At 36.7% G+C, this 24,274-nt stretch carries 21 protein-coding genes and 1 tRNA gene; 16 read left to right on the forward strand and 6 right to left on the reverse strand.

The window, feature by feature from the left end; translation table 11 throughout:
- Positions 1-98 precede the first annotated feature (98 nt).
- Complete coding sequence (gene ruvX / locus ACFIKX_RS08380; protein WP_375611932.1) at positions 99-578, forward strand: Holliday junction resolvase RuvX; 480 nt, start codon at positions 99-101, stop codon at positions 576-578.
- On the opposite strand, the gene ACFIKX_RS08385 is transcribed toward ruvX, so the two are convergent.
- Entirely contained in the window at positions 563-2,182 is a 1,620-nt protein-coding gene (locus ACFIKX_RS08385; RefSeq protein WP_375628137.1) for an acyl-CoA dehydrogenase family protein, read from the reverse strand. The two genes, ruvX and ACFIKX_RS08385, sit on opposite strands and share 16 nt — an antisense overlap.
- A gap of 125 nt (positions 2,183-2,307) precedes the next feature.
- Between ACFIKX_RS08385 and ACFIKX_RS08390 the strand changes: the two genes are divergently transcribed.
- The 4 genes from ACFIKX_RS08390 to dprA are packed head-to-tail and all read left to right on the forward strand — an operon-like array spanning position 2,308 to position 6,404.
- Positions 2,308-3,273, forward strand: coding sequence for an aspartate carbamoyltransferase catalytic subunit (locus tag ACFIKX_RS08390; protein ID WP_375628139.1), 966 nt, complete (start codon positions 2,308-2,310; stop codon positions 3,271-3,273).
- A complete protein-coding gene (locus tag ACFIKX_RS08395) occupies positions 3,270-4,571 on the forward strand; it encodes a dihydroorotase (protein WP_375628140.1) in 1,302 nt (433 codons plus the stop codon). The genes ACFIKX_RS08390 and ACFIKX_RS08395 overlap by 4 nt, the downstream gene beginning before the upstream one ends.
- An 11-nt stretch (positions 4,572-4,582) precedes the next feature.
- Positions 4,583-5,215 (forward strand): glycerol-3-phosphate 1-O-acyltransferase PlsY, encoded by a 633-nt coding sequence (gene plsY / locus ACFIKX_RS08400; RefSeq protein WP_375628141.1) that lies wholly within the window; start codon positions 4,583-4,585, stop codon positions 5,213-5,215.
- Positions 5,172-6,404, forward strand: a complete 1,233-nt coding sequence (gene dprA / locus ACFIKX_RS08405) for a DNA-processing protein DprA (RefSeq protein WP_375628142.1) — start codon at positions 5,172-5,174, stop codon at positions 6,402-6,404. Before plsY ends, dprA begins: the two co-directional genes overlap by 44 nt.
- Here dprA and ACFIKX_RS08410 read toward each other — a convergent pair.
- A complete protein-coding gene (locus ACFIKX_RS08410; RefSeq protein ID WP_005773510.1) occupies positions 6,334-6,540 on the reverse strand; it encodes a hypothetical protein in 207 nt (68 codons plus the stop codon). The two genes, dprA and ACFIKX_RS08410, sit on opposite strands and share 71 nt — an antisense overlap.
- A 264-nt stretch (positions 6,541-6,804) precedes the next feature.
- Here ACFIKX_RS08410 and topA point away from each other — a divergent pair, with 264 nt between their 5' ends.
- The 7 genes from topA to ACFIKX_RS08445 all read left to right on the forward strand — a co-directional run bounded on the left by topA (position 6,805) and on the right by ACFIKX_RS08445 (position 15,431).
- Positions 6,805-9,378: a type I DNA topoisomerase gene (topA, locus tag ACFIKX_RS08415; protein WP_375628144.1), complete on the forward strand. Its 2,574-nt coding sequence runs from the start codon at positions 6,805-6,807 to the stop codon at positions 9,376-9,378.
- 3 nt (positions 9,379-9,381) lie between these two features.
- Positions 9,382-11,658 carry a ribonuclease R gene (gene rnr / locus ACFIKX_RS08420; protein WP_375628146.1) on the forward strand — a complete coding sequence of 759 codons (2,277 nt, stop codon included), beginning with the start codon at positions 9,382-9,384 and terminating at the stop codon, positions 11,656-11,658.
- 265 nt (positions 11,659-11,923) lie between these two features.
- The gene (locus tag ACFIKX_RS08425; protein WP_375628148.1) at positions 11,924-13,096 is read left to right on the forward strand and encodes an MFS transporter; all 1,173 of its coding nucleotides are present in this window, start codon (positions 11,924-11,926) and stop codon (positions 13,094-13,096) included.
- Between the two features lie 102 nt (positions 13,097-13,198).
- Complete coding sequence (rpmG, locus tag ACFIKX_RS08430) at positions 13,199-13,366, forward strand: 50S ribosomal protein L33 (RefSeq protein WP_004864083.1); 168 nt, start codon at positions 13,199-13,201, stop codon at positions 13,364-13,366.
- Positions 13,367-13,697: 331 nt separating this feature from the next.
- The gene (locus ACFIKX_RS08435; RefSeq protein WP_375628149.1) at positions 13,698-14,261 is read left to right on the forward strand and encodes a thermonuclease family protein; all 564 of its coding nucleotides are present in this window, start codon (positions 13,698-13,700) and stop codon (positions 14,259-14,261) included.
- 27 nt (positions 14,262-14,288) lie between these two features.
- Positions 14,289-14,918, forward strand: coding sequence for a uracil-DNA glycosylase family protein (locus ACFIKX_RS08440; protein WP_375613408.1), 630 nt, complete (start codon positions 14,289-14,291; stop codon positions 14,916-14,918).
- A 21-nt stretch (positions 14,919-14,939) separates the two neighbouring features.
- Positions 14,940-15,431 (forward strand): Lrp/AsnC family transcriptional regulator, encoded by a 492-nt coding sequence (locus ACFIKX_RS08445; protein ID WP_015856433.1) that lies wholly within the window; start codon positions 14,940-14,942, stop codon positions 15,429-15,431.
- A 26-nt stretch (positions 15,432-15,457) separates the two neighbouring features.
- On the opposite strand, the gene cobT is transcribed toward ACFIKX_RS08445, so the two are convergent.
- The 3 genes from cobT to glpD all read right to left on the reverse strand — a co-directional run bounded on the left by cobT (position 15,458) and on the right by glpD (position 20,068).
- Positions 15,458-16,465: a nicotinate-nucleotide--dimethylbenzimidazole phosphoribosyltransferase gene (gene cobT, locus ACFIKX_RS08450; protein ID WP_375628152.1), complete on the reverse strand. Its 1,008-nt coding sequence runs from the start codon at positions 16,463-16,465 to the stop codon at positions 15,458-15,460.
- Between the two features lie 393 nt (positions 16,466-16,858).
- Positions 16,859-17,839 (reverse strand): tRNA dihydrouridine(20/20a) synthase DusA, encoded by a 981-nt coding sequence (dusA, locus tag ACFIKX_RS08455; protein ID WP_375613406.1) that lies wholly within the window; start codon positions 17,837-17,839, stop codon positions 16,859-16,861.
- Positions 17,840-18,538: 699 nt separating this feature from the next.
- Positions 18,539-20,068, reverse strand: a complete 1,530-nt coding sequence (gene glpD / locus ACFIKX_RS08460; protein ID WP_375628154.1) for a glycerol-3-phosphate dehydrogenase — start codon at positions 20,066-20,068, stop codon at positions 18,539-18,541.
- Between the two features lie 345 nt (positions 20,069-20,413).
- Between glpD and ACFIKX_RS08465 the strand changes: the two genes are divergently transcribed.
- The 4 genes from ACFIKX_RS08465 (at position 20,414) to ACFIKX_RS08480 (ending at position 23,670) form a co-directional block, all read left to right on the forward strand.
- Entirely contained in the window at positions 20,414-21,286 is an 873-nt protein-coding gene (locus tag ACFIKX_RS08465) for a DsbA family protein (protein WP_375621287.1), read from the forward strand.
- A 242-nt stretch (positions 21,287-21,528) separates the two neighbouring features.
- Positions 21,529-22,026, forward strand: a complete 498-nt coding sequence (accB, locus tag ACFIKX_RS08470; RefSeq protein WP_375613403.1) for an acetyl-CoA carboxylase biotin carboxyl carrier protein — start codon at positions 21,529-21,531, stop codon at positions 22,024-22,026.
- Positions 22,027-22,040: 14 nt separating this feature from the next.
- Positions 22,041-23,399 (forward strand): acetyl-CoA carboxylase biotin carboxylase subunit, encoded by a 1,359-nt coding sequence (accC, locus tag ACFIKX_RS08475; protein WP_375613402.1) that lies wholly within the window; start codon positions 22,041-22,043, stop codon positions 23,397-23,399.
- Between the two features lie 195 nt (positions 23,400-23,594).
- Positions 23,595-23,670, forward strand: a tRNA-Thr gene (locus ACFIKX_RS08480).
- 99 nt (positions 23,671-23,769) lie between these two features.
- On the opposite strand, the gene ACFIKX_RS08485 is transcribed toward ACFIKX_RS08480, so the two are convergent.
- On the reverse strand, positions 23,770-23,985 hold the full coding sequence (locus ACFIKX_RS08485; RefSeq protein WP_375661239.1) for a helix-turn-helix transcriptional regulator: 216 nt from the start codon (positions 23,983-23,985) through the stop codon (positions 23,770-23,772).
- Positions 23,986-24,274: the final 289 nt, after the last annotated feature.

The raw sequence follows: 24,274 nt of genomic DNA on the forward strand, positions 1-24,274 counted from the left end.
GCTATACAAGGCTGCACTTGTAAGTGCAAGAATATTAGATAACATGAATAAAGAATATAACTATAAATCTGAAACATTAAAAAACGTATTATACCTTTATGACTGTTATTAATATAGATGAAGTTATAAAACATCTTTTGCCTAGACAAACAATAGCAGGCTTAGATTTAGGGACAAAAACTATCGGAATTGCGATTTCTGATATGGGGCTGACTGTCTCAAATCCGCGTCCTGTACTACAGCGAAAAAAATTTACAGAAGATGCTTACACACTTATTAAAATTTTTGACCGTGAAAATGTAGGCGTTATTATCATTGGCTTACCTCTTAACATGAATGGAAGCAGTGGCTCTCGTGTTCAAGCAACCAGAGCTTTTGTGAGCAATATGAAAGCTTATACAAAAATTCCATTTGTTTTTTGGGACGAACGTTTATCAACAATTGCTGCGGAACGGTCTCTTTTAGAAATGAATGTATCGCGCGCTAAAAGAGCAAGCCGTATTGATTCGGCAGCCGCCGCTTTTATATTGCAAGGTGCTCTCAATAGAATTCAAAACTTTCATCATATGGAAGGATAGAGGACATTGAGCAAATGCCCTGCATTATATCGTGCAATGAGCATCCCGTAAGAAGATCTCCATTGTCCCCCAAGGCGGCTTTCCATATAGGCATTCGCAACATGTTCTATGTCTGTAGAACGTAATGCTGCTGCTGCTGCTGCATAAGCTACTTGTTCAACAAAAAATCTTCCTGCACCTTCATTTGCTGATGCCATATCACCTGCTGACTTAATAATTTCAATTGCTCGGGGTCCCGCTGGTCCAATATCAAGAGCAATTTTTTCCAACAATTTCTGAAACAATCCCGGTGCTTTTTCAGCAATAAGAATGGCATCCTTTACCAATTGATTAGCAGAACTATTTCTCACAATTCGCGCAGGCCCATTATGCAACATTTGTGATAATGGATTATTCTCTATAAAACTTTCAATACCAAGTTGTGCAATAATTTCACCAATAATAGGCACAACCAATTGACTTACATGATAAGCAATAATAGGTGTCATAATGCGGGCAAAAGCTGCTTCAGAACGGTCATTTGCTGCATTGTCAAATGCTCTCGCTAAACGCAAAACCAATGCTTGTGAGGCAGCTATATCTAATGCAATATCTGCAAAAATACGTTCTGTCAGTGGAGGTAACGGCTGATTGGGCATTTTTTTCCGGAAAAAATCTATACCAAATTGAAGAGCCGCTCGTAAAACACCTGCCGATATGACAGATTGATCGAAACGCATCATCGTCTCGATATCTTTAATAACTTTAAGCCCTTCTCCAGCATTTCCCAAAAGCCAGCCATAACTGCCTTGGAAGTCGACAACTCCCTCTGGTGTTAAAAGTTCTCCAGAACGCTGAATTAAATGACGAATCGATATAGATCCATTTAATGCGCCATTTTCTTGTATGCGTGGAATAAAAAAACAACTTAAATGACCATCTAAATCTGCACTAACAAGATATCCGTCAGCGGTAGGATTAATAACGTTGGTTTTTACAACATTTAAACGATATAGATCACGTTCCATACTTTCATCGAAAGAAATTTTCTTAACACTTGGAAAATTGAAAGCGTATTTTTCAATATCGTCAAATGCACAAGTTAGAGAAGCAGCCTTTTTATGATGAATAGGCTTTGATGAGGAATCATATTGGCGTGATAAAAGTACATTTTGCCATTTTTTGAAGAGCTCAATATCACTAATTAAAACAGCAATAGCTGCACTCGTTATGATAACTTCATTCAAATGTCCTGTTTCTAAACCAGCAGATAAAGCTAAACGAATCGCACGCGCTTGATAGCGTACTCCATTTTCTGAGCTCGTATTTTCCCAAAGCGAGGTAACCAAACCTGCTTGTCTAGAATATTGTTGAAGAGCTTGATAGGAAGAATGGATCTCTAATCTTTCTGTTGGTTGCCCCCATTCATCATTATAGCATAGTAAAGGCTTATAATGATTCGCTAAGCAAGAAAGTTTCCATGCTTCTCGACTCGCGGCAAAATCCCCTATTTCTTCAAAACTTGCTAACAAAAACTTAGGCAAAGTAGAAGCAATACGAAACATAAGCGTATCGCTAAGAAATGTATTTTTTCGACGAGTATTTTGCGCAGATACAGCACTCATAGGTATATTCCTACATTCAAATCATTCATATCATAGACTATTTGTCTTTTTAGAGTTAAGAAACATTTATCATATTCAAACAAATGCTTGTTTAACCTGTTTAGAGAGAGATAAAGAAGAATGCTATGATGCAAGATAATTTTTTCCCACTTTTCCCTCATCAACATCTTTTAGCTATTAAAGATCTGAGTGTACAAGATCTTAATACATTGCTTGATCGTGCAGAAGCAAATATTATCCTTTCTAACAAAATTGATAAAATAAAATCTACTTTGCATGGACGGACTCAAATTAATCTCTTTTTTGAAGCCTCTACGCGAACACAATCTTCTTTTGAATTAGCGGGTAAAAGGCTAGGTGCACACGTGATGAGTCTTGCGATCGGCAACTCATCTGTAAAAAAGGGAGAAACATTACTTGATACTGCTACAACTCTCAATGCGATGAAGCCAGATATACTGATTTTTCGCCATAACAGTGCAGGAGCGGCAGCTTTATTAGCGCAAAAAGTTGATTGTTGTGTTATTAATGCAGGTGATGGTGCCCACGAACATCCAACCCAAGCTTTATTAGATGCTCTAACCATTAAAAAGGCAAAAGGTCGTATTGAAGGATTAACTGTTGCGATTTGCGGAGATATCTTACACTCACGTGTTGCCCGTTCCAATATCCTGTGTCTCAATGCTTTGGGTGCTCGTGTTCGTGCTGTTGCTCCCTCAACACTCTTACCCGCAGAAATCGCTCATATGAGTGTTGAGGTTTTTAACACGATGAAAGAAGGTCTTAAAAATGCTGACGTTATCATGATGTTGCGCTTACAGCATGAACGGATGACAGGCTCTTTTATTCCCTCTACGCGTGAATATTTCCATTATTTTGGCTTACATAAAGAAAATTTAGCCTATGCCAAAAATGATTCTATTATTCTGCATCCTGGCCCATTAAACCGTGGTGTAGAGATTGCATCCGACATAGCAGATGGACCACAAAGTATGATTCATACACAAGTAGAAATGGGAATTGCAGTGCGTATGGCTATCATGGAGGCTTTATTAGATTCACGCGCAAAGATCAGTGGAGAAAAAAAATGATAAAACCAATTGTTTTTCAAAATGCTCGTATTATTGATCCTTCGCGCACAATCGATGAAATTGGTACAGTTATTGTTGAAAATGGACGAATTATAGCCGCTGGAAAAGAAGCTCTGAATCAGGGATTCCCTGAAGAAGCAGAAGTTATTAACGCACAAAACAAAGCAATTCTCCCTGGACTCGTTGATGCGCGCGTTTTTGTTGAAGAATTAGGGAATGAGCATTGTGAAACAATTGCATCAGCAAGTCAAGCGGCCGCAGCAGGTGGTATTACTTCCTTTCTTATGATGCCAAACACGCATCCAGTTATTGATAATATTGCTCTGATTAAATTTATTACGCATACAGCACAGGAAATCTCATTGGTCAATATTTATCCCATTGCTTCAATCACACAAGGTTTCAACGGACAAGAAATAACCGAATTTGGTTTGCTCAAAGATGCAGGAGCTGTTGCTTTTAGTGAAGGCAAAAAAACACTTCAAAATTCATCTGTTATGCGGCGTGCAATGACTTATGCACGCGATTTTGATGTTCCATTGATGCATGAAACGCAAGATAAAGATCTTACAGGGCAAGGTGTGATGAATGAAGGACTGCTTGCCAGTTGGCTTGGTCTTTCTGGCATCCCTCGCGAAGCAGAAGTTATCCCACTTGAAAGAGATCTGCGATTAGCAGTATTAACGCAAACACGCTATCATGCCGCTCAAATATCGACAGCACTCTCTGCTGATGCACTTCGTTTAGGTAAAAAACGCAGTGAGAAAATTTCAGCGGGTGTATCTATTAATCATTTATCTTTCAATGAAAATGACATTGGTGAATATCGCACCTCTTTTCGCTTAATGCCCCCATTGCGTACAGAAGAAGACCGTATAGCAATGATTGAAGCAATAAAGGATGGGACTGTAGATGTTATTGTCTCTTCTCATGATCCTCAGAGTATCGACAAAAAACATTTACCATTTAATGACGCGGCAGTTGGCGCTATTGGTATGGAGACCTTATTGAGCGCAGCCTTACGCCTTTATCATGATGAGAGCCTATCTCTTCTACGGATAACGGAACTTTTGTCAACGGCGCCTGCAAAGCTCTTTGGACTCAATGCAGGAACACTCAAAAAAGGTGCTCATGCAGACTTTATTGTGGTTGATCTTGAAGAACCATGGGTTGTTTCGAAAGAGAAGCTCTATTCACGTTCAAAAAATACCCCTTTTGATAATGCACGTTTTCAAGGACGTGTGCTCCAGACCTTTGTGAAAGGGAAATCCGTTTTTAAACTTGATCAACAAACTTAATGAGATTCTTAATGAATGAAGCAGAAATATTTTTTCAGTCCACTCCATGGTTTATTTTCCTCATATCTTATCTCATTGGCTCGATTCCATTTGGGCTTCTTTTTACGAAATTGTTCAAAATTGGTGATATAAGAACAATCGGTTCCGGCAATATTGGAGCAACAAATGTTTTACGAACAGGAAATAAAAAGCTTGCTGCTCTAACACTTCTTTGTGATATGTTGAAAGGAACTATCGTTGTTTTGATTATAAAGTTTTTTAGTAATCCGCTAGACAATAGTATACTTGTTTCTCTAGCGGGTTTTTTTACTTTCTTAGGACATCTTTTCCCCGTATGGCTTAAATTTAAAGGTGGCAAAGGTGTTGCTACCTATCTAGGGGTCTGTTTAGGAATCTATTGGCCCGCAGCAATTATTTTTATTATTGTATGGAGTGCGGTTTTTCTTCTCATGCGTTATTCTTCATTATCTGCGCTTATTGCTGTTACGATCACACCGATATTTGTTTTTTATTTTTCCGCTTCTTATTTCTATTGTATGCTGATTGTGATGAGCGTATTTGTGTTTATAAAACATTCTGCAAATATCAGTAGATTATTAATTGGGGAAGAAAGTAAGATTGGTACGCAACACGGAGATAAATAAAGGAATCCTGCTTACTGATCGTCAACGTCTAAGCTGGTTACGGTTATTGCGCAGTGAAAATATTGGAGCTGTTAGTTTTCGCAATCTCATTGATCATTATAAAACAGCAGAAAATGCTCTGGCAGCGCTGCCAGAGCTTAGTAGAAAAGGGGGTGGTTCTGTATCTATAAAAATAGCAAGCTTAGAAGATGCAGAAAAAGAAATGCAAGAAGCTGAAAGATTAGATATTCGGTTCATCGGTATGGGCGAACCAGATTATCCAGCTTTTCTTAAGGTTACAGAAGCCCCTCCGCCGCTTATTGCTATCAAAGGTAATATTTCAATTTTTCAAAAAACTTCTATTGGAATTATAGGTTCTCGAAATGCTTCAGCTGCTGGGAAAAAGCTTACGGCTCAATTTGCGCGTTTTCTCGGAGAAGCAGACTTTGTAACAATTTCTGGGCTCGCTCGTGGAATTGATAGCGTTGCGCATCAAGCAAGTTTAAAAACAGGAACTGTTGCAGTCATGGCTGGAGGAATTGATCATATCTATCCTCCTGAAAATAAAAAGTTGCACGAAGATATTATCGCCAACGGTGGAGCCATCATCAGCGAAATGCCCATTTCTTGGAAGCCGCGTGCTATCGATTTTCCAAGAAGAAACCGTATTATTGCAGCTCTATCACTTGGTCTCTTGGTTGTAGAGGCAGCCCTGCGCTCAGGGTCCTTAATTACCGCACGTCAAGCAGCTGAAATGGGACGGCTAATTTTTGCCATTCCCGGTTCTCCACTTGATCCAAGATCTGTTGGTACAAACAATCTTATCAAAGACGGTGCTCTACTCACCACACATCCTTCTGACATTATAGAAACACTTACGCCATTAATTTCACCGCTTCCAAATTCGCAACTCAATTTTTTTGAGGAACCATCCTCCTTACAACTTGAAAAGGAGAATTTTAATTTAGCAGATGAAAAAAACAGCGATCTCTCTTTAGCAGATGATGATGCAGCACGCGCAGCAGTTCTCTCCGCTCTTTCAACAACGCCAATCGATTTAGACACACTTAGTATCCACTCAGGTGTTTCACTCCCAGCTCTCTACCTCTTGTTGGTAGAACTCGACCTTGCTGGAAAGCTTATTCGACACTCTGGTGGTTATGTGTCATTGTCGAATCTTGATCTTCCCCAAGAGCCTCAGCACTATTAATAATGCTTTGCCCTTCTTTGGCAACCATATCCAAAAGCAATGCTAAAAGCGGACTATGCGCCTGACGCGCCATCTGATTCATTTGCTTTGACATGTCTGTAATATATTGGATAACTTTTAAATGATTTATAAACATAATCCTCTATCCTTGAGCATTTCCCCTCCTACCTCTCAATAGACGTTATCTTAGTATTTCGCCGTATGTTTTTGTAATAACAGTGGAAAATAAATCGTGTAATTCTATATAGGGTGTACTCTAATAATGACAATCATAAGTTGTACAATATTCATGTTTTTTATATGGCTAATATTTTTTTATGTGCTCTTAAGCAATTGGCATTAGCTATTCGCGTAAAAGGCGTTTATAAAAAAATTTTTATTTCAATATTTGGGTAAAATTATGAATATCGTTATCGTTGAATCTCCAGCAAAAGCAAAAACAATTAATAAATATCTTGGATCTCAATACAAAGTTGTCGCATCATTTGGACATGTTCGTGATTTGCCTGCAAAAGATGGTTCTGTTTTACCGGATCAAGATTTTTCTATGAAATGGGATATAGATTCTGCTGCCGCTAAACGTTTAAATGAAATAGCAAAAGCCGTTAAAGAAGCCGATAGCCTTATATTAGCAACAGACCCTGATCGTGAAGGGGAAGCTATTTCATGGCATATTCTGGATGTTCTTCGTCAAAAAAAAGTTTTAAAAGATAAACCTATTAAAAGAGTTGTCTTCAATGCCATCACCCAAAAGTCTGTGCTTGATGCTATGAATAATCCACGTGATATTGATACATCCCTTGTCGATGCTTATCTTGCACGTCGTGCTCTCGATTATCTCGTTGGTTTTACACTTTCACCTGTTTTATGGCGTAAACTCCCTGGTGCGCGTTCAGCAGGACGCGTTCAATCGGTTGCTTTGCGTATTATTTGTGATCGTGAATCAGAAATAGAACATTTTATCAAAGAAGATTATTGGTCCATTACAACACAGTTAAAAACCATCCAAAATGATAGTTTCCAAGCAAGATTGACAATGTTTAATCAAAGAAAAATAGGCAAGCTTGATATTCAATCTCAAGAACAAGCAGACCAAATTCGCTTTATGCTGGAGAAAGCTCAATATCATACACTCAGTGTTGAAGCAAAACCTACAAAGAGAAATCCTTTTCCTCCATTTACGACCTCTACACTACAACAAGCAGCTTCTTCAAAACTAGGTTTTTCAGCTTCTCGCACTATGCAAATTGCCCAAAAGCTTTATGAAGGCATTGAAATTAATGGTGAAACGGCAGGGCTTATTACTTATATGCGTACCGATGGTGTGCAGATAGCACCAGAGGCTATTGATTCAGCACGAAAAGTTATTCATGAAACTTTCGGAAAAGACTATATTCCTGAAAAGCCACGTTTTTATTCAACAAAGGCAAAAAATGCACAGGAAGCACATGAAGCGATCCGCCCAACAGATTTTCAACGCAATCCTAGTCAAGTCCGTAATTTTCTCGATAGCGATCAAGCAAAGCTCTATGATCTGATATGGAAGCGTGCCATTGCCAGCCAAATGCGCTCTGCTGACATTGAACGTACAACCGTTGAAATTGAAGCACAGCAAGGAGAAGAGCGTGCAAATCTACGGGCAACAGGATCTGTTGTTCGTTTTGATGGCTTTATTTCCGTCTACACGGATCAACGAGACGAAGAAAATAATGAAGAAAATGAAACAACACGTTTACCACAAATAAACACTGGTGAAGCACTTACAAAAGAAAAAGTTGAATCTGTACAACATACCACAGAGCCCCCTTCTCGTTATTCTGAAGCTTCATTAATTAAAAAGCTTGAGGAGTTAGGAATTGGTCGTCCTTCAACTTATGCATCCACATTAGCGACATTGTGTGACCGTGGATATATTGTCATTGATAAACGAAAGCTTATTCCCGATGCCAAGGGACGTATTGTTACAGCCTTTCTTGAAAATTTTTTTAATCGCTATGTAGAATATGGTTTCACAGCAGATCTTGAAGAAAAGCTGGATCTTATCTCTGATGGCAAACTTTCTTGGAAAGACGTATTGCGAGATTTTTGGGATGGATTTAATGCATCTATTAGCAATATCCAAGAACTCCGTATAACCAATGTTCTTGATGCTTTAAATGTAACATTAGCACCTCTCGCCTTTCCTGAACGCGAAGATGGAAGTGATGTGCGTTCCTGTCCTCTTTGTAAAAATGGTCAATTATCATTAAAACTTGGGCGTTATGGTGCTTTTGTTGGCTGTTCCAATTATCCCGAATGTAAATACACACACCAACTTGGTACAGATACTGGAGAAGAGAATGAAGCTGTACGCAATGATGAACCTGTTATACTTGGTATTGACCCTGAAACAGGAAAAGAGATCTCTCTTCGTAATGGCCGGTTTGGTCCCTATATTCAACTTGGTGAAAGCAAAGAAGTTAAGCGTGCAGGATTACCAAAAGAATGGCAGGCAGAAAATGTAACCCTTGATAAAGCCTTGGCTTTACTATCCCTTCCCCGTGAAATTGGCATTCATCCTGAAACCGGAAAAACAATCACGGCTACGATTGGACGATATGGTCCCTATCTTAGCCATAATGGAAAATCTGCGCGCCTTCTTCATGCAGATGAAGTTTTTGATATTGGTATCAATCGCGCTGTTACAGTATTAGCAGAACAACAAGAAAACAAAACCAGGCAAAGCAGAACAACACCTGAAGCATTGGCAACATTAGGAGAGCATCCCGAAGGAGGAACCATTACCGTGCGCAACGGGCGTTATGGTCCTTATGTCAATTGGGGTAAAATTAATGCAACATTGCCAAAAGATAAAGATCCCATTAGTGTAACACTTCCAGAGGCACTAGAACTTATATCGGCTAAAGCATCGAGTAAAAAAACAACTTCAAAAAGAGCTTCTTCTAAAACAAAAGCAAAAATAAAAGAGACATAAATTTTGGCTAAAGGTGAAAAAAACATAAAATATCTCTCTTCATTCAAGGGGAAAACTTTTCCCAATAAGGAAGCAATCCTTTCCTTTATAATTGAGAATCCTAACCACTCAAGTAAACGAGAAATCGCTAAAGCTTTTAACTTAAAAGGCGATTCTCGTATCTGGCTTAGAGATATGTTACGTGAGTTAAAGGATCAAAATCTCATATCTAAACACCACAAAAGAGCAATAAACAAAGGAAAATTACCCCCTGTTTCTTTAGTAAAAATTAGCGGACGTGATAAAGAGGGAAGTTTTATTGCACAACCTCTTGAATGGGAAGATTCTCCAAAGCCCAATATTGAAATACACTCTTTTCATCACATAACAGGAAGTAATATTGGTGTTGGAGATCATATTCTTGTAAAAGTTTTTCGAAATAAAAATTCTGAAAGCTCAAGCCATCCTTATACGGGACGAATTATTCGTAAAATTGATGTATCTCCCAAAAGCGCATTTGCTATTGTACGAAAATCGGAAAATAATCAATGGCGCCTTGATCCTATAGACCGCAAAACCAATGAACTCATTGTTGAAATGTCTCCAGAAATGAAGATTCAAATTGGTGATCTCGTTGAAGTCGAAATAAAAAAAAATACTGGTTACGGATTAAAGAGCGCAAAAATAAAGAATGTTTTAGGGCACATTAAGAGTGAGAAAACACTCTCAATGATAGCGCTTCTTTCGAAAGGAATTCCTTATATTTTTCCTGAAAGTGTTCTTGAGCAAGCCAAACATATCAAAGCTGCCAATATGGATAATCGTGAAGATTGGCGACAATTACCCTTTATTACAATTGATCCACCAGATGCAAAAGACCATGATGATGCAGTTTATGCAACCAAGGATACGGATCCAGCAAATAATGATGGTTGGATTATTATTGTAGCCATTGCAGATGTTTCTTATTATATCAAAACAGGAAGCGCTTTAGATAAAGAAGCATTGAAACGTGGAAATTCTGTTTATTTTCCTGATACCGTTGTGCCAATGTTACCTGAACGCCTTTCTCATGATTTATGTTCTCTGCGTGAAGGAAAAGAAAGACCAGCTTTAGCCGTTCGTATGATTTTTGATGCAAACGGTAATAAACGAAAACATAGTTTTCATCGTACTATGATTCGTGTAAGAGCCAAACTTTCTTATCAAGAAGTACAATTGGCAATTGAAGGTAATATAAATGAAAAAATAACCCCTCTTTTTGAGAGCATTTTGCACCCCTTATGGGAAGCCTATGCATGCCTTAAAGCTGCGCGAAATCGTCGCCAACCACTAGAATTAGAAATTGCAGAAAAAAAGATTATTCTTGATCAAAATGGATGCATAAAAGATGTTGTGAGTGAAACACAATTAGAAGCGCATCGTTTAATTGAAGAGTTTATGATACAAGCTAATATTGCAGCTTCTGAAACATTAAAACAACATCACCAGCCGCTCATTTATCGTATTCATGAAAAACCTTCTCTTGCTAAGCAAGAAATACTTCGGAGCTTTCTTCAAAGTTTGGGGATACCACTCTCCCGCGGAAGCGAACTTACCTCAGCGCGCCTTAATAGAATTTTAGAAAAGGTCGCTCATACTCAACAACAAGAACTAGTCAATCAAGTTATTTTGCGTTCACAATCACAAGCAGAGTACAACCCTAAAAATAGTGGCCATTTTGGTTTAAATTTGCAGAACTATACACATTTTACATCACCAATCCGTCGTTATGCTGATCTCATTATTCATCGAGCACTCATTAAAGCTCTCAAATTAGGAAATGATCAATTAACAGATACACAAGAACAAAATCTTGCAGAAATTGCTACGCAAGTTTCTTTATACGAACGCCGTGCAATGATGGCTGAAAGAGAAACGATTGATCGGCTTGTTGCTCACTATTTAACGAATAAAATCGGTCGTATTTTTACAGGCCGCATTTCCGGAGTTACAAAAGCAGGTCTTTTTATCTCACTTGATAAACTCAATACAGATGGTTTTATCCATATTTCTACACTTAAAAATGATTATTATCATTTTGATGAAGCACAACATGTTCTTGTAGGACAGCGTAGCCATAAAGGCTATCAGCTCAGTGATGTTGTAGAAGTAAAACTTATAACGGTACAACCTTTTGCTGGCGCTTTATGCTTTGAACTGTTAACAAAACCTCGTCCAATAAAATTTTCACCGACATCCTACCATAAAAACAAATTAAAAAAACAAAAGTATACTTTTTATGGGAAAAGAAAAAATTAATCTTCTTGCCCTCCATTGAATATATATGAATAATAAATTCAATTTAAGAAATGACTTATATTATATAATATTTATATATACAATCTTATTTCTTTAGTATAAAAGAGGATAAATTTTATTGTTAAGTCTATAATAACCATATAAAAATCTTGCAGTTTTTTATACTTAGAAAATGAGAGAAACTGCAAAGGATAGTTTTGGCTCCCTTTCATTTCAGCTCATCTTTTCATTGTTTAAATAAACAAGAGTACCTTAAGCCATTCTCATGAAAAAAAAACCTTTTGACTCTCAAAATAATTCTTTGCGTGCAATTATTGCCGCTATTGCAACCATTGGCACTGTTGGAACAGCATTGGCAATGGGAACACAACTTGTCTCTCTTCTTATGGCAGAGAAAGGACTTTCCAACAGTACAATCGGCTATAGTGGAACAGTTGGTGGAATCGCCACAATTATTGCAGCTATTTTTACGTCTCGAATTGCCTTATACTTAGGAATCGCTCAAACAATATTGCTTATGATGGCGATAGGATCTTTAAGTTTTTTAGGATTCTATTTTTTTGATCCCATATGGGTTTGGTTTATTTTAAAGTTTATATTACATTTCAGCATGACAGTTATGTTTATCCTGTCAGAGTTTTGGATCAACAGTTATGCTCCCCCCAAAAAACGCGGTTTGATCCTTTCTATTTATGCTATTGTCTTAGGATTAGGGTTTATAATAGGTCTAACGCTGCTAGCAAAAGTGGGAACACAAGGATTTATTCCTTTTGCTGTTGGATATAGCCTTATTATACTTGCTACTATACCAATTCTTACCGCTTGGAAATTAAGTCCAGAATTTCAAAAAAATCAATATATGCCATTTTTTCGTTATCTTTTTCACGTTCCAAGTGCAATGATGGCGGTCCTTGTTTACGGGGCCATTCAAATGGGCGTATTAACTCTTATAATACCCTTTAGTTTATCCATTGGTTATAATGAGAATGAAGCAGCACATTTTATGGCAACCCTTGCACTTGGGAATATTTTCCTCTTAATTCCTATCAGCATTATAAGCGACTACGCCAAAGATCGACGCTACCCGCTGATGAGTTGCGCTATTTTAGGTTTTATAGGAACTTTTATAGTACCATGGATTCTTCAATATCCATGGATTCTGATGCTTGATTTGTTTTTTCTGGGTGGTGTATCAGCGAGCCTTTATACAATTAGTCTTGCACATTTAGGAGCCCGTCTCAAGGGGCAAGAACTTGCTGCTGCTAATTCTGCTTTTATTTTTTGTTATGGAATTGGTATGCTCATCGGACCGACCTTTATCGGAAAATCCATGGATATCTTTAAACCCTTTGGTTTTTCAATAGCCATGGCTGTTTTTTTCGGTTTATATGTCATTTTGGTGTTTGTCCAACTTATGAGAAAATTAATCAGCTCTTGACTTTTTTGAGAACATCCGTAGTGTTGCCGGAAAATCTGATGATGTCGGAAATAAGTTTTGACAGCAATAATATTTTTTCAGTATAAATAGGGTATTTACATTATGGCTAAAGCAGCAACCATTAAGATCAAGCTTTTATCAACTGCAGATACTGGTTTTTTCTATGTAACAAAGAAAAACAGCCGTACAATGACAGATAAAATGAGCAAGCGTAAATATGATCCAGTTGTAAAAAAGCACGTTGAATTTAAGGAAACAAAAATTAAATAAATAAAATTATTATTAAATTGATAGATTTTATACTCCAAAAGAAATGTGGGAGTATTGCTCTTCAAAGTTATTTTTTGAGGGATGTTTTTTTATTTCCTTAAGTTTAAAAAGTTTACTTTAAACTTTGTATGTTTTGTACGGATTTGGATAAGTTGATTTATTATTTAAGTTGCTTACATATATTCTGTATGAGTATTTGATTATTGTGATATCTAATGAAAATTTTGTCATTAAAACGAAACACTGTTTCGTCATATGAATAAAGTTTCTCGGGTCAATTATAAACAATACTAAAATAGAGTTATAATAATGTTAGCAGTTTCTTTATTTCATGAAAAAATCTTTTTCTCATTTTAATCTAAGAAGCTTTAATCTAAAAGTAATCGGTTTCAGTATTTTTGTCGCTGCTAGCATTCTTATCATTATGTCAACTTATTTTAAGAAAACTCAGCGGTTGCCTCAAAAAGAAAAATTTTCTTCTCAAAACTCTGTTGAAGGAAATGCATTAATCATTGATGGCGATACCATTATGATTTCTTCAATTAAGATTCGACTAGCTGGAATTGATGCTCCTGAACTCCACCAATTTTGTGGAAAAAAGGAAGCGCGCTACCCTTGTGGGCTTGAGGCAAAAAAATATTTAGAACAACTATTAAAAAATCAAACTGTTACATGTCACTGGAAAAAAACAGATAAATATCGCCGTATTCTTGCAACATGTAAAACAAAACAAGTTAGCAATATCAACGCAACACTTGTACATAATGGTTGGGCTGTAAATTATTATGAATACCCCAAAGAAGAGCAAGAAGCTAGAAAGAAAAAGAAAGGAATATGGGCATCAAGTTTTCAACGACCAAAAGAATGGCGCAAAGCAAATCCTCGCACAGAATAAAAAAATATTTTTTAATTTTATTTACTAATGAAACAATGTAGCCCAATTATCAAACTTGAAAAAGAGATCTATTCCTGTCGTGTTTGCGTCCAACAACCCCATTATTTTCCTCCTCTTCCTCATGAACCAAACCCTGTCGTTTATTTATCCGATACTGCTTCGATTGCAATTGCAGGCCAAGCACCAGGGTTGCGTGTCCATGAAACGTCTATCCCTTTTAATGATCGCTCTGGTGAAAAATTGCGTAATTGGCTGGGTGTCACGAAAGAAGAATTTTATAATAAATCTCTCTTTGCTATTGTTCCTATGGGATTTTGTTTTCCAGGTTATGACAAAAATAAAGCTGATTTACCACCAAGACGTGAATGTCGAGAAATATGGCATGAAAAGATATTTCAGGCAATGCCTCAAATAAAGCTTGTTCTTGCTATTGGCAGTTATGCGCAAAAGTGGCACATTACAGAATTAAAACATAAAACCGTTTCTGCAACTGTTGGTGATTGGAGAAATATTCTTTCCATTCCTCAACCTCGAGGCTATAATGTTATGCCTTTGCCTCATCCGTCATGGCGAAATACTTCTTGGTTACAGAAAAACCCATGGTTTAACGATGAGCTTATTGTATATCTGCGTTGTTTAGTGCGTAAATTTTTATAAATTAAAATATTGAGAAAAAATATGGATCGTCTTGACCGAAAAATTTTACATCTTTTGCAAGAAAATGCGACACTTTCTGTTGCTGATATTGCTAAAAAAGTGGGACTTTCGACCACTCCTTGCTGGCGTAGAATTCAAAAACTTGAAGAAGATGGCGTCATTCAGCGTCGTGTTGCTGTTCTTTCTCCAGAAAAAGTAAACGCACACGTCACTGTTTTTGTGTCTATTCGCACAAATACACATAGTCATGAATGGTTTAAGCGTTTTTCAAAAATTGTGCAAGAATTCCGTGAAGTCATTGAATTTTATCGAATGAGTGGAGATATTGACTATTTATTGCGTGTTGTTGTGCCCAACATTGAAGCTTATGATCTTTTTTATAAAAAATTAATTTCTAAAATTGATATCCGTGATGTCTCATCTTCTTTCGCAATGGAACAGATTAAATATACAACGGAACTTCCACTTAATTATATTAAATTACACGACAAGACGCATGAACAAAACTCTTAAGATTTTTATATCCGTCTCATGATCTTTTAGGCATTCAAACTTTCTTGTTCCAAAACTGCCATTTGTGCATGTGTTAAAACAGCGGCTTTGACGATACCAGCTGCCATAGCTGCTCCTGTCCCTTCACCAAGACGCATCCCCAAATCTAGAAGTGGTTCTTTGCCAATTTTTTTTAAAAGTTTACGATGAGCTGTCTCAGAAGAAACATGTCCAACAAGGGTATGATCAAGAGCTTTTGGATGCATTTTATAAAGAACCGCTGCAGCTACTGTTGCCACAAAACCATCTAAAATAACGGGTATTTTTTCTATTCTTGCTGCTAAAATAGCACCAACCATAGCAGCAATCTCACGTCCTCCTAAGCGACGCATTATCTCAAAAGGATCATTGAAATAATCCTTGTGCAAAGAAATAGCTGTCTTAACCGCTGCAATTTTACGCTGATAAAAATCACCTTCTGATTCCATAGCATTTCCTGTCCATTCTTCCACTTCCCCTCCAAACAATGCTAAGCATAAAGCTGAAGCTATTGCTGTGTTTCCAATTCCCATTTCTCCAATACATAAAAGATCTGTTCCACCCGCAATGGATTCCATTCCAAATGCCATTGTAGCAGCCGCACTCCGCTCATCCATTGCGGCATCCTTCGTAATATTCATTGTTGGATATTCTAATGCTAAATCAAATATTTTTAATCCAAGATCATAAGCAATACAAATTTGATTGATAGCAGCTCCACCAGAGGCAAAATTTTCTACCATTTTTTGTGTCATAGATTGTGGAAATGGTGTAATATTCTCCTCTACAATACCATGATTTCCAGAAAAAATAGCGACCAAAGGTCTCGTTACGATAGGTTTTTCTGTACCCCTCCACCCCGCATACCAAACAGCAATATCTCCTAGTTTTCCTAATGTTCCTTGCTCTTTTGTTAAGTCTTTTTGCCGTTTTTTTGCCAAAATTATAGAAAACTCATCAGCAACAGGTAAATTTGTAAGCAAAGCACGAAAATCATCAAATGGACTAGCGGTCATAAGGATACCTTTTAAAATCTACAATGTTTATGAAAATCCCGTCATATATACAGGATATGAATAATTTATTGTTTTTTTAACAGTGCTTTAAAAATGTTAAATACTATGAAAGCAATAATTTCTACATTCTATTTTCAACCCTAATAACAAACGTGCAAGATTCAAAATGTTATTAATATCTTATGATTACCTTTACAGTGATACCCTTAACCTATTTTTTATTTAATAGGCATAATCAGCATGCCGTTTAATATATACATTCCAACAATTCTTATGCATAATAAAAGTTATAAACTTTCAAAAACTTATAAAATTGAAGAGATCAAAATTATCGCAAAGACATCCAAACGCAAAGGATCTCAACTTTAATATATGTTAATTATTAGGCTATTATTAAATGAGAGCATAAAAAGCTTCTTTTAAAATACATATATCTGCATTTGGTTTTGTCGCATCATTTGATAATATTTGCCTCCATCGACGTGCCCCACCCCGCCCATGAAATAAACCAATCATGTGACGTGTCACATGAGAAAGCCGCCCCCCCGATGCAATATGTCGAGCTGTATAATCACACATAACCTCAATAAGATCACTCTCACTCAGATTATTTTGCGTCTCACCATAGAGTTCAAAATCAATATGTTTTAACAAAGCTGGATTATGATAAACTTGGCGACCAACCATGACAGCATCACAGAAAGTTAAGTGTTCTTTGATCTCATCAATCGATTTAATTCCACCATTTATCCCAATGAATTTATGAGGATATTTACGTTTTAATTTGTAAACTCTTTCATAATTAAGAGGCGGAATATTACGGTTTTCTTTCGGACTCAATCCTTGCAGCCATGCCTTGCGTGCATGTATCCAGAGCGCATCACATCCAGCATTCCAAACCTGATTAGCCAAAAGATCTAACGCTAACTCTTCATCTTGTTCGTCCACTCCAATCCGACATTTGACAGTTACAGGTATAGTAACCTCTCGTTTCATCGCTTCCACGGCATTTGCCACAATGTCTGGATGTAGCATCAAACAAGCCCCAAAGACACCTGCTTGAACACGATTTGATGGGCACCCGACATTAAGATTTATTTCGTTGTAGCCAAAATCCTCAGCAATTCGTGCAGCTTCTGCTAACTTTCTCGGATCAGCCCCCCCTAGTTGTAATGCAACTGGACGTTCTTTATCGCTAAAAGCCAACAATTGTTCGCGAACACCATGAATGACAGCATCTGCTACCATCATTTCCGTATAAAGGAGAGCTTTTTTCGTTAAAAGACGATAAAAAAACCTGCAATGTCGGTCTGTCCAGTCCAACATTGGTGCTACTGCAAATTTTATAGGCGATGGAAGGTTGTAAAATATCATGAGGGTATTACTCTCACGTCCCTATAGCTCTCTCTTTATACATAGAAAAATACTTACTTTTAGTTTACGGAAAATTTTATTCTCTTATACTATCATGAGTATAATAACAGTTCATTATTTTCAATTGATATCAAGGTTTACTACAATCAATCATGATAAAACACAATATCGCATTTCTCATAGATTAGTGTTTAGGTATATAAACATGAAAAAAGAAGATTTTCACCATAATATAAAAAACTCATTTACAAGTTCTTCTTACGCTCATCAAGCCTCCATCCTTACATGATTTAGCACAGCATTTAAGATAATAAATGCTAAACTAACACATTATACAATTTTTTATAATAGATTTAATTTTCTTTAGATTTTTTTAACTTATTGTGCAAATAAATGCTACAGAAAGTATCTTTATCTTCTCCTAAAGAAAGAATAAAAATCCTTATTTCACATGAATCTAATTATAAATCATTTTTTTCAATGAGTTATTCTTGGTAACATTCTTGAATTTCACTTTATAAGATAGACAAATTTCATCCTAAATATTCTATCTAATTTTGCCATTTTGTGATTCTTGCAAAAAAAACTAAAATCAGGGTATAGACAGCCATTGCCTTTTTAATATCTATGACTGATATCAGTATCTCTTTAAGGAAAATATTTTACAATATTGCAGATAAAATCTGTAAAATAAAATGATCATAAAAGTTGTTCAATCTCTTGTTGGCTTTGCATATAGGAAGAAAGAGTATCAACCTCTTGTTCATTAAATAGGAGACCCAGTTTTGAACGACGCCATAACACATCTTCACATACTTTAGCCCATTCTTTTTCCATCAACCATTTTACTTCTACTTCATAAAGCCCATGTCCAAAATTTTTTCCTTTATTTGCCTTACCATGTGCAAAGATCACCAATGCTTCCGTACCGTAGGAGCGTGCAAGCCTGCGATGTGTAAAAGCATCTAAATCTGGCATCAAAAGAGCAATCCTATTTTCGATTGTATCTAATTTGTTATAGGGAAAATCACCCCCTGGAAGTACTGCCTTAGCCGTCCATGATGCTCTCTTTTTACCAAGCTCTTTTTCAACAAATTTCATCGCATCTTCAGCCAACTTACGATAAGTTGTAATCTTTCCACCATAAAGATTAAGTATCTTTGGTGTCGTTCCTGTTCCCATTTCTTTTAAAACATAATCGCGCGTAATTTCTTGTGCTTTTGAAGCTCCATCATCATAGAGTGGACGAACTCCCGAGTAAGACCAGACAATCGTTTCAGGCAACACTGGTTGTATGAAATATTCACTGGCTGCTGCACAAATATAATCAATTTCTGTATCAGTAATATGAACGTCAGCCGGATCTCCTTGATAATTACAATCTGTTGTTCCAAGTAAGGTAAACTCTTCTTGATACGGAATAGCAAATATAATACGCCCATCACCATTTTGAAAAATATAAGCACGATCATGAGTATAAAGCTTGGGAACCAAAATATGAGAACCTCTAACAAGCCGTACTGGTGAATGTTCTTTACAATCTAATATGCTTGCTAAAACATGATCAATCCAAGGACCTGTCATATTCGCGACATAAGAAGCTGTGACACTATATTCTTTGCTACTTAACTTGTCTTGAAGAAAGATACGCCATTTATTGTCTTCTTTTTTTAAAGAGAGAACTTCTGTTCGTACTTTTATATCAGCTCCCCACTTTTCTGCATCACGAGCATTGCCAATAACTAAACGCGCATCATCTACTCTTGCATCAGAATATTCAAAACCTCTCTGATATTCTTTCTTCAGTGTAGAGCAAAATTTTTGTGAAAAATTAATCGTTTTACTGCGCCACAATTTCTGATTCCAATTCCCTAAATAATCATAAATAAAAAGTCCAAAACGCAACATCCAAGCAGGGCGCAATTCTTTATGATAAGGAAGGAGAAAACGCAAAGGACGCACAATATGTGGAGCCATACGTAAAATAATCTCGCGTTCTTTCAATGCTTCACGAACAAGTTTGAACTCATAGTGTTCAAGATAACGAAGCCCACCATGAATAAGCTTTGTTGACGCACTTGAGGTCCCAGATGCAAGATCGTTCATTTCAGCCAATCCCACTTTAAATCCGCGTCCTGCTGCATCTCTTGCCAATCCACAGCCGTTTATCCCTCCTCCAATGATAAACAGATCATAATGTGTTGTGGTTTTCATAATTTCACTTTTCATTATTTAATTTTGTTTCTCAGTACTCAATAAAGCAACAGGAAAAAATAATACAAATGTTCTTCATTGTATTATCAACGTACTTTTTCCTAAAATAAAAACGCACAAAAAGCTTTTGATACCCTTATACATCAAAACAACATTTGACAAATTAAAGAGATTTTTTTTATCTTTTACAAAACATAATCCTTACCAAGCCAAGGTTTATCATATGAAATCTTTTTAGAGAAAAATTGATGTTTTTTCTCATTCTTAAAGATACACTATAACTAAATGCTTCATTGCACATAGATAGCGCTTTTCATATAGTTCACTCAATGACACCCTAAAAAATGTGAAGGTATACAAATGAATTATCACTCTCAAAACTCGAAAATAACACTTTTTTCAAAAATTTTAGTCATAGTTATGTCGAGTATTTTAATCTTTTTACCTTCTTTATCAAACGCAACATCACACTCAAAAACAGCAAATGATTTAAGCTTAGAAAAGCTTAAATCACAACTTTTGGAAGATTCTAGCTTTTTATCTAAGCTTAAAGAAAAAATGATACCACATACTGATTCTCATCATATTCAACAAATCGTCAGAGAGTATCTTCTTACTCATCCAGAAATTATGATTGAAATGCAGCTTATTCTTCAAGATAAGCTGGAAAAACAGAATGAATACGAAAACCAAAAACAAACTTCTGTCATTCATTCATTAGAAAAAGAGATTTTTCATTCTCCTCATGACGCTGTTTTGGGAAACCCAAATGGTAAAAGAGTGCTTGTCAATTTTTTTGATTACAACTGTGGTTATTGTAAAATTTCCTATTCAAATATAGAAGACTTGATAAAAGAATATCCAGATTTAAAGGTTATTATCAAGGACTTACCAATTTTAAGCTCTGATTCTATGGCAGCCCATACTGTTGCCTACGCATTTCGAAAACAATTTCCAGAGAAATATCCTCAGTTTCACAAAACGCTTTTAATGTATCAGGGTCGTGCAAATGAAGCTAAAGCTATTAAAGTAGCTGTTTCATTAGGAGCAGATGAAAAAAAACTACATAATGCAATAAAAGATCCCACTCTGCAAAACGCTTTTAAAGAAAACATTCAAATTGCCTCTGCACTTCATATTACGGGAACACCTTCTTACATCATTGGTGATAAAATATTCATCGGCGCAGCCAGACAAGATATTCTAAAACAAGCGATAGATAATACACAGTGAATACCTGATCCGTTTTAGGAAGAATACTGTAAATGAGGTAATTTTATGCTTTCTCTTTTTTGATAACAGGCTTATAAGTGCAATTTTACGTAAAGCAGATACAAGTTTTAAATTGCAAAGTATAATGATTTAAAGGAAATAAAAATCTTTAAAGCCTCAAAAGATGTCATCCCTAATCTAGAGATATTCGGTCATAAAATGAGATAATGACGATCTTCATTGATCAAGGAGTTAGAAATAAAATGGCAACAAAAAAAATGGATTCGGCAAAAACCGCAATTGATACGAAAATTATTCGTGATCTTGCTGAAATTTTGAATGATACAAATTTAACGAACATTGAAGTTGAACAAGGGGAGCTTCGTATTTGTGTCTCACGCCAAAATACCTTAACTTCTTCTGAGCAAGCAATCTATGCCCCTGTTTCTACTCCTACTTTTTCTGTAACATCTTCTCCAGTTCCAACAGCTGAATCTCCTATACAATCTATCCAAGAAGATAAATCAAAAAACACAATAACCTCTCCAATGGTTGGAACAGCTTATCTTGCACCCTCACCAGGCGCACAACCTTTTGTAGAAGTAGGACAAAATGTTTCTGAAGGGGAGACATTACTTATTATTGAAGCCATGAAAACAATGAATCAAATTTCATCACCGCGCTCCGGTACGGTAACCACTGTTCTTGTCAAAGATGGTCAACCTGTTGAATTTGGTGAACCACTTATTATTGTTGAATAAAGCGAGGGGCAACCATGATTCGAAAAATCCTCATTGCTAATCGAGGAGAAATTGCTCTTCGCGTTTTACGTGCATGTAAAGAACTTGGCATAAAAACCGTGGCTGTTCACTCTACCGCTGATGCAGATGCAATGCATGTTCGTCTTGCTGACGAAAGTGTTTGTATTGGCCCTCCTCCCGCTCGTGATTCTTATTTGAGTATTCAGCAAATTATTGCTGCTTGTGAAATTACAGGAGCGGATGCTGTTCATCCAGGTTATGGCTTTCTTTCTGAAAATGCAAAATTTGCAGATGTTCTAGAAGCCCATGATATTACATTCATCGGTCCAACAGCTACTCATATCCGCATCATGGGCGATAAAATCGAAGCAAAGAAAACCGCCAAAAAACTTGGTATTCCTGTAGTTCCAGGTTCAGATGGAGCAGTCACTGAAGAATCAGATGCTTTACGCACTGCTCGTGAAATTGGTTATCCAGTTATTATAAAAGCTTCTGCCGGTGGTGGCGGACGTGGTATGAAAGTCGTTCATTCTGAACAAGAATTTTCTATAGCTCTCAAAACAACGCGTTCAGAAGCGAAAGCTGCTTTTGGTGATGACGCTGTTTACATAGAAAAATATTTAGAAAAACCCCGTCATATTGAAATTCAAGTCATAGGTGATGGTGCGGGAAATGCTATTCATTTAGGAGAACGCGATTGTTCACTTCAACGACGGCATCAAAAAGTATGGGAAGAAGCTACGTCACCTGCACTTAATGAAACTGAACGGAAAAAAATTGGAAATATTGTTGCAAATGCTTGTGCCCAACTTGGATATCGTGGAGCTGGTACTATTGAATTTCTTTATGAAAATGGCGAATTTTATTTTATTGAAATGAATACACGTTTACAAGTCGAGCATCCTGTAACTGAAGCAATTACAGGTATAGATTTAGTCCACGAACAAATCCATATTGCATCAGGCTGTAAACTTTCAGTGACACAAGATGAAGTCTGTTTTTCTGGTCATGCCATTGAATGCCGTATTAATGCAGAAGATCCTATTAACTTTACGCCATCACCTGGAACCATTACACATTTTCATACACCTGGAGGTTTAGGGATTCGTGTTGATTCAGGCGCTTATTCAGGTTATCGCATTCCTCCTTACTATGATAGCATGATTGGAAAGCTGATTGTTCATGGACGTACCCGTTTAGAATGTATGATGCGTTTACGGCGTGCTTTAGATGAATTTGTCGTCGATGGGATAAAAACTACACTGCCTCTTTTTCGCGATCTTATTAATAATCAAGATGTTGCTGATGGTAATTATAATATTCACTGGCTAGAAAATTACCTTGCTCATCAATCAAAGTCTTCAGATTCGTAATTCGATAGCAAAACGGTGCATTCTTATAAAAGATTCTATAAGATATCAACATAAGGATAGTTCCAACCTTGCTGTAAAAAGTGGAAAAAGGAAATAAATTGGTTATTTTTTATATAGTTTTCTTTTAATATACATAAAATTTAATAATTTTCTGTTTTCCTTTTTGTTAGTTTGTGCTAACTCCTACATGGTTACGCCCTTATAGCTCAGTTGGTAGAGCACCTGATTTGTAATCAGGGGGTCGGGAGTTCGAGTCTCTCTGGGGGCACCATTTTATTTCTTAAACATATTGAAATATATAGTTTTTTTCTTTAAATAGCTATTTTCAGACCACCTTTTAGACCACCTTCTACAGTTTATATAATTTTACCTAATTTGTTCTTATTTGCTCCGTATTTTTCTTTGGAGTAAAAGCTAGTATCTCTTTTTTTCTCCACCTCACTGCTCTCCCTAGCTTATATGGCTCCGGAAACAACCCCTGAAGCACCCAATTGCGAATCGTTGTTGTGGATACACTAAAAAGCTGTGCACACTCACGTGTCGNGTCTAGGTAAAATAAACTGTCGGGTGCATCAAATAGCTCGATAACCCGTTCCCACGACAAATTTAAGATTGTCGTATCAAGAAGCTTCTGTCTAACACGTCGCATCCTTGATAGCAGCTTATCGGGATTAAATGCTATAGGCTTTTTCCTTCCAAAGCCAAAAGAGACATACTCTTTTTTCCCATACATCACACAACGTTGGAGAAACAAAAAGCGAGCGGCTCTTTCAACTTTGGAAAGGCTTTCTGGATCAATCGCCGCAAGTTCAAAAAACAACTGTCTTGAACAAACAAACCATTCTAGTCGTTTGGCTAAATCATCAAAGTCATTT

The sequence above is a fragment of the Bartonella sp. CM86QHHN genome (genome assembly GCF_042194695.1).
Taxonomy (GTDB): Bacteria; Pseudomonadota; Alphaproteobacteria; order Rhizobiales; family Rhizobiaceae; genus Bartonella.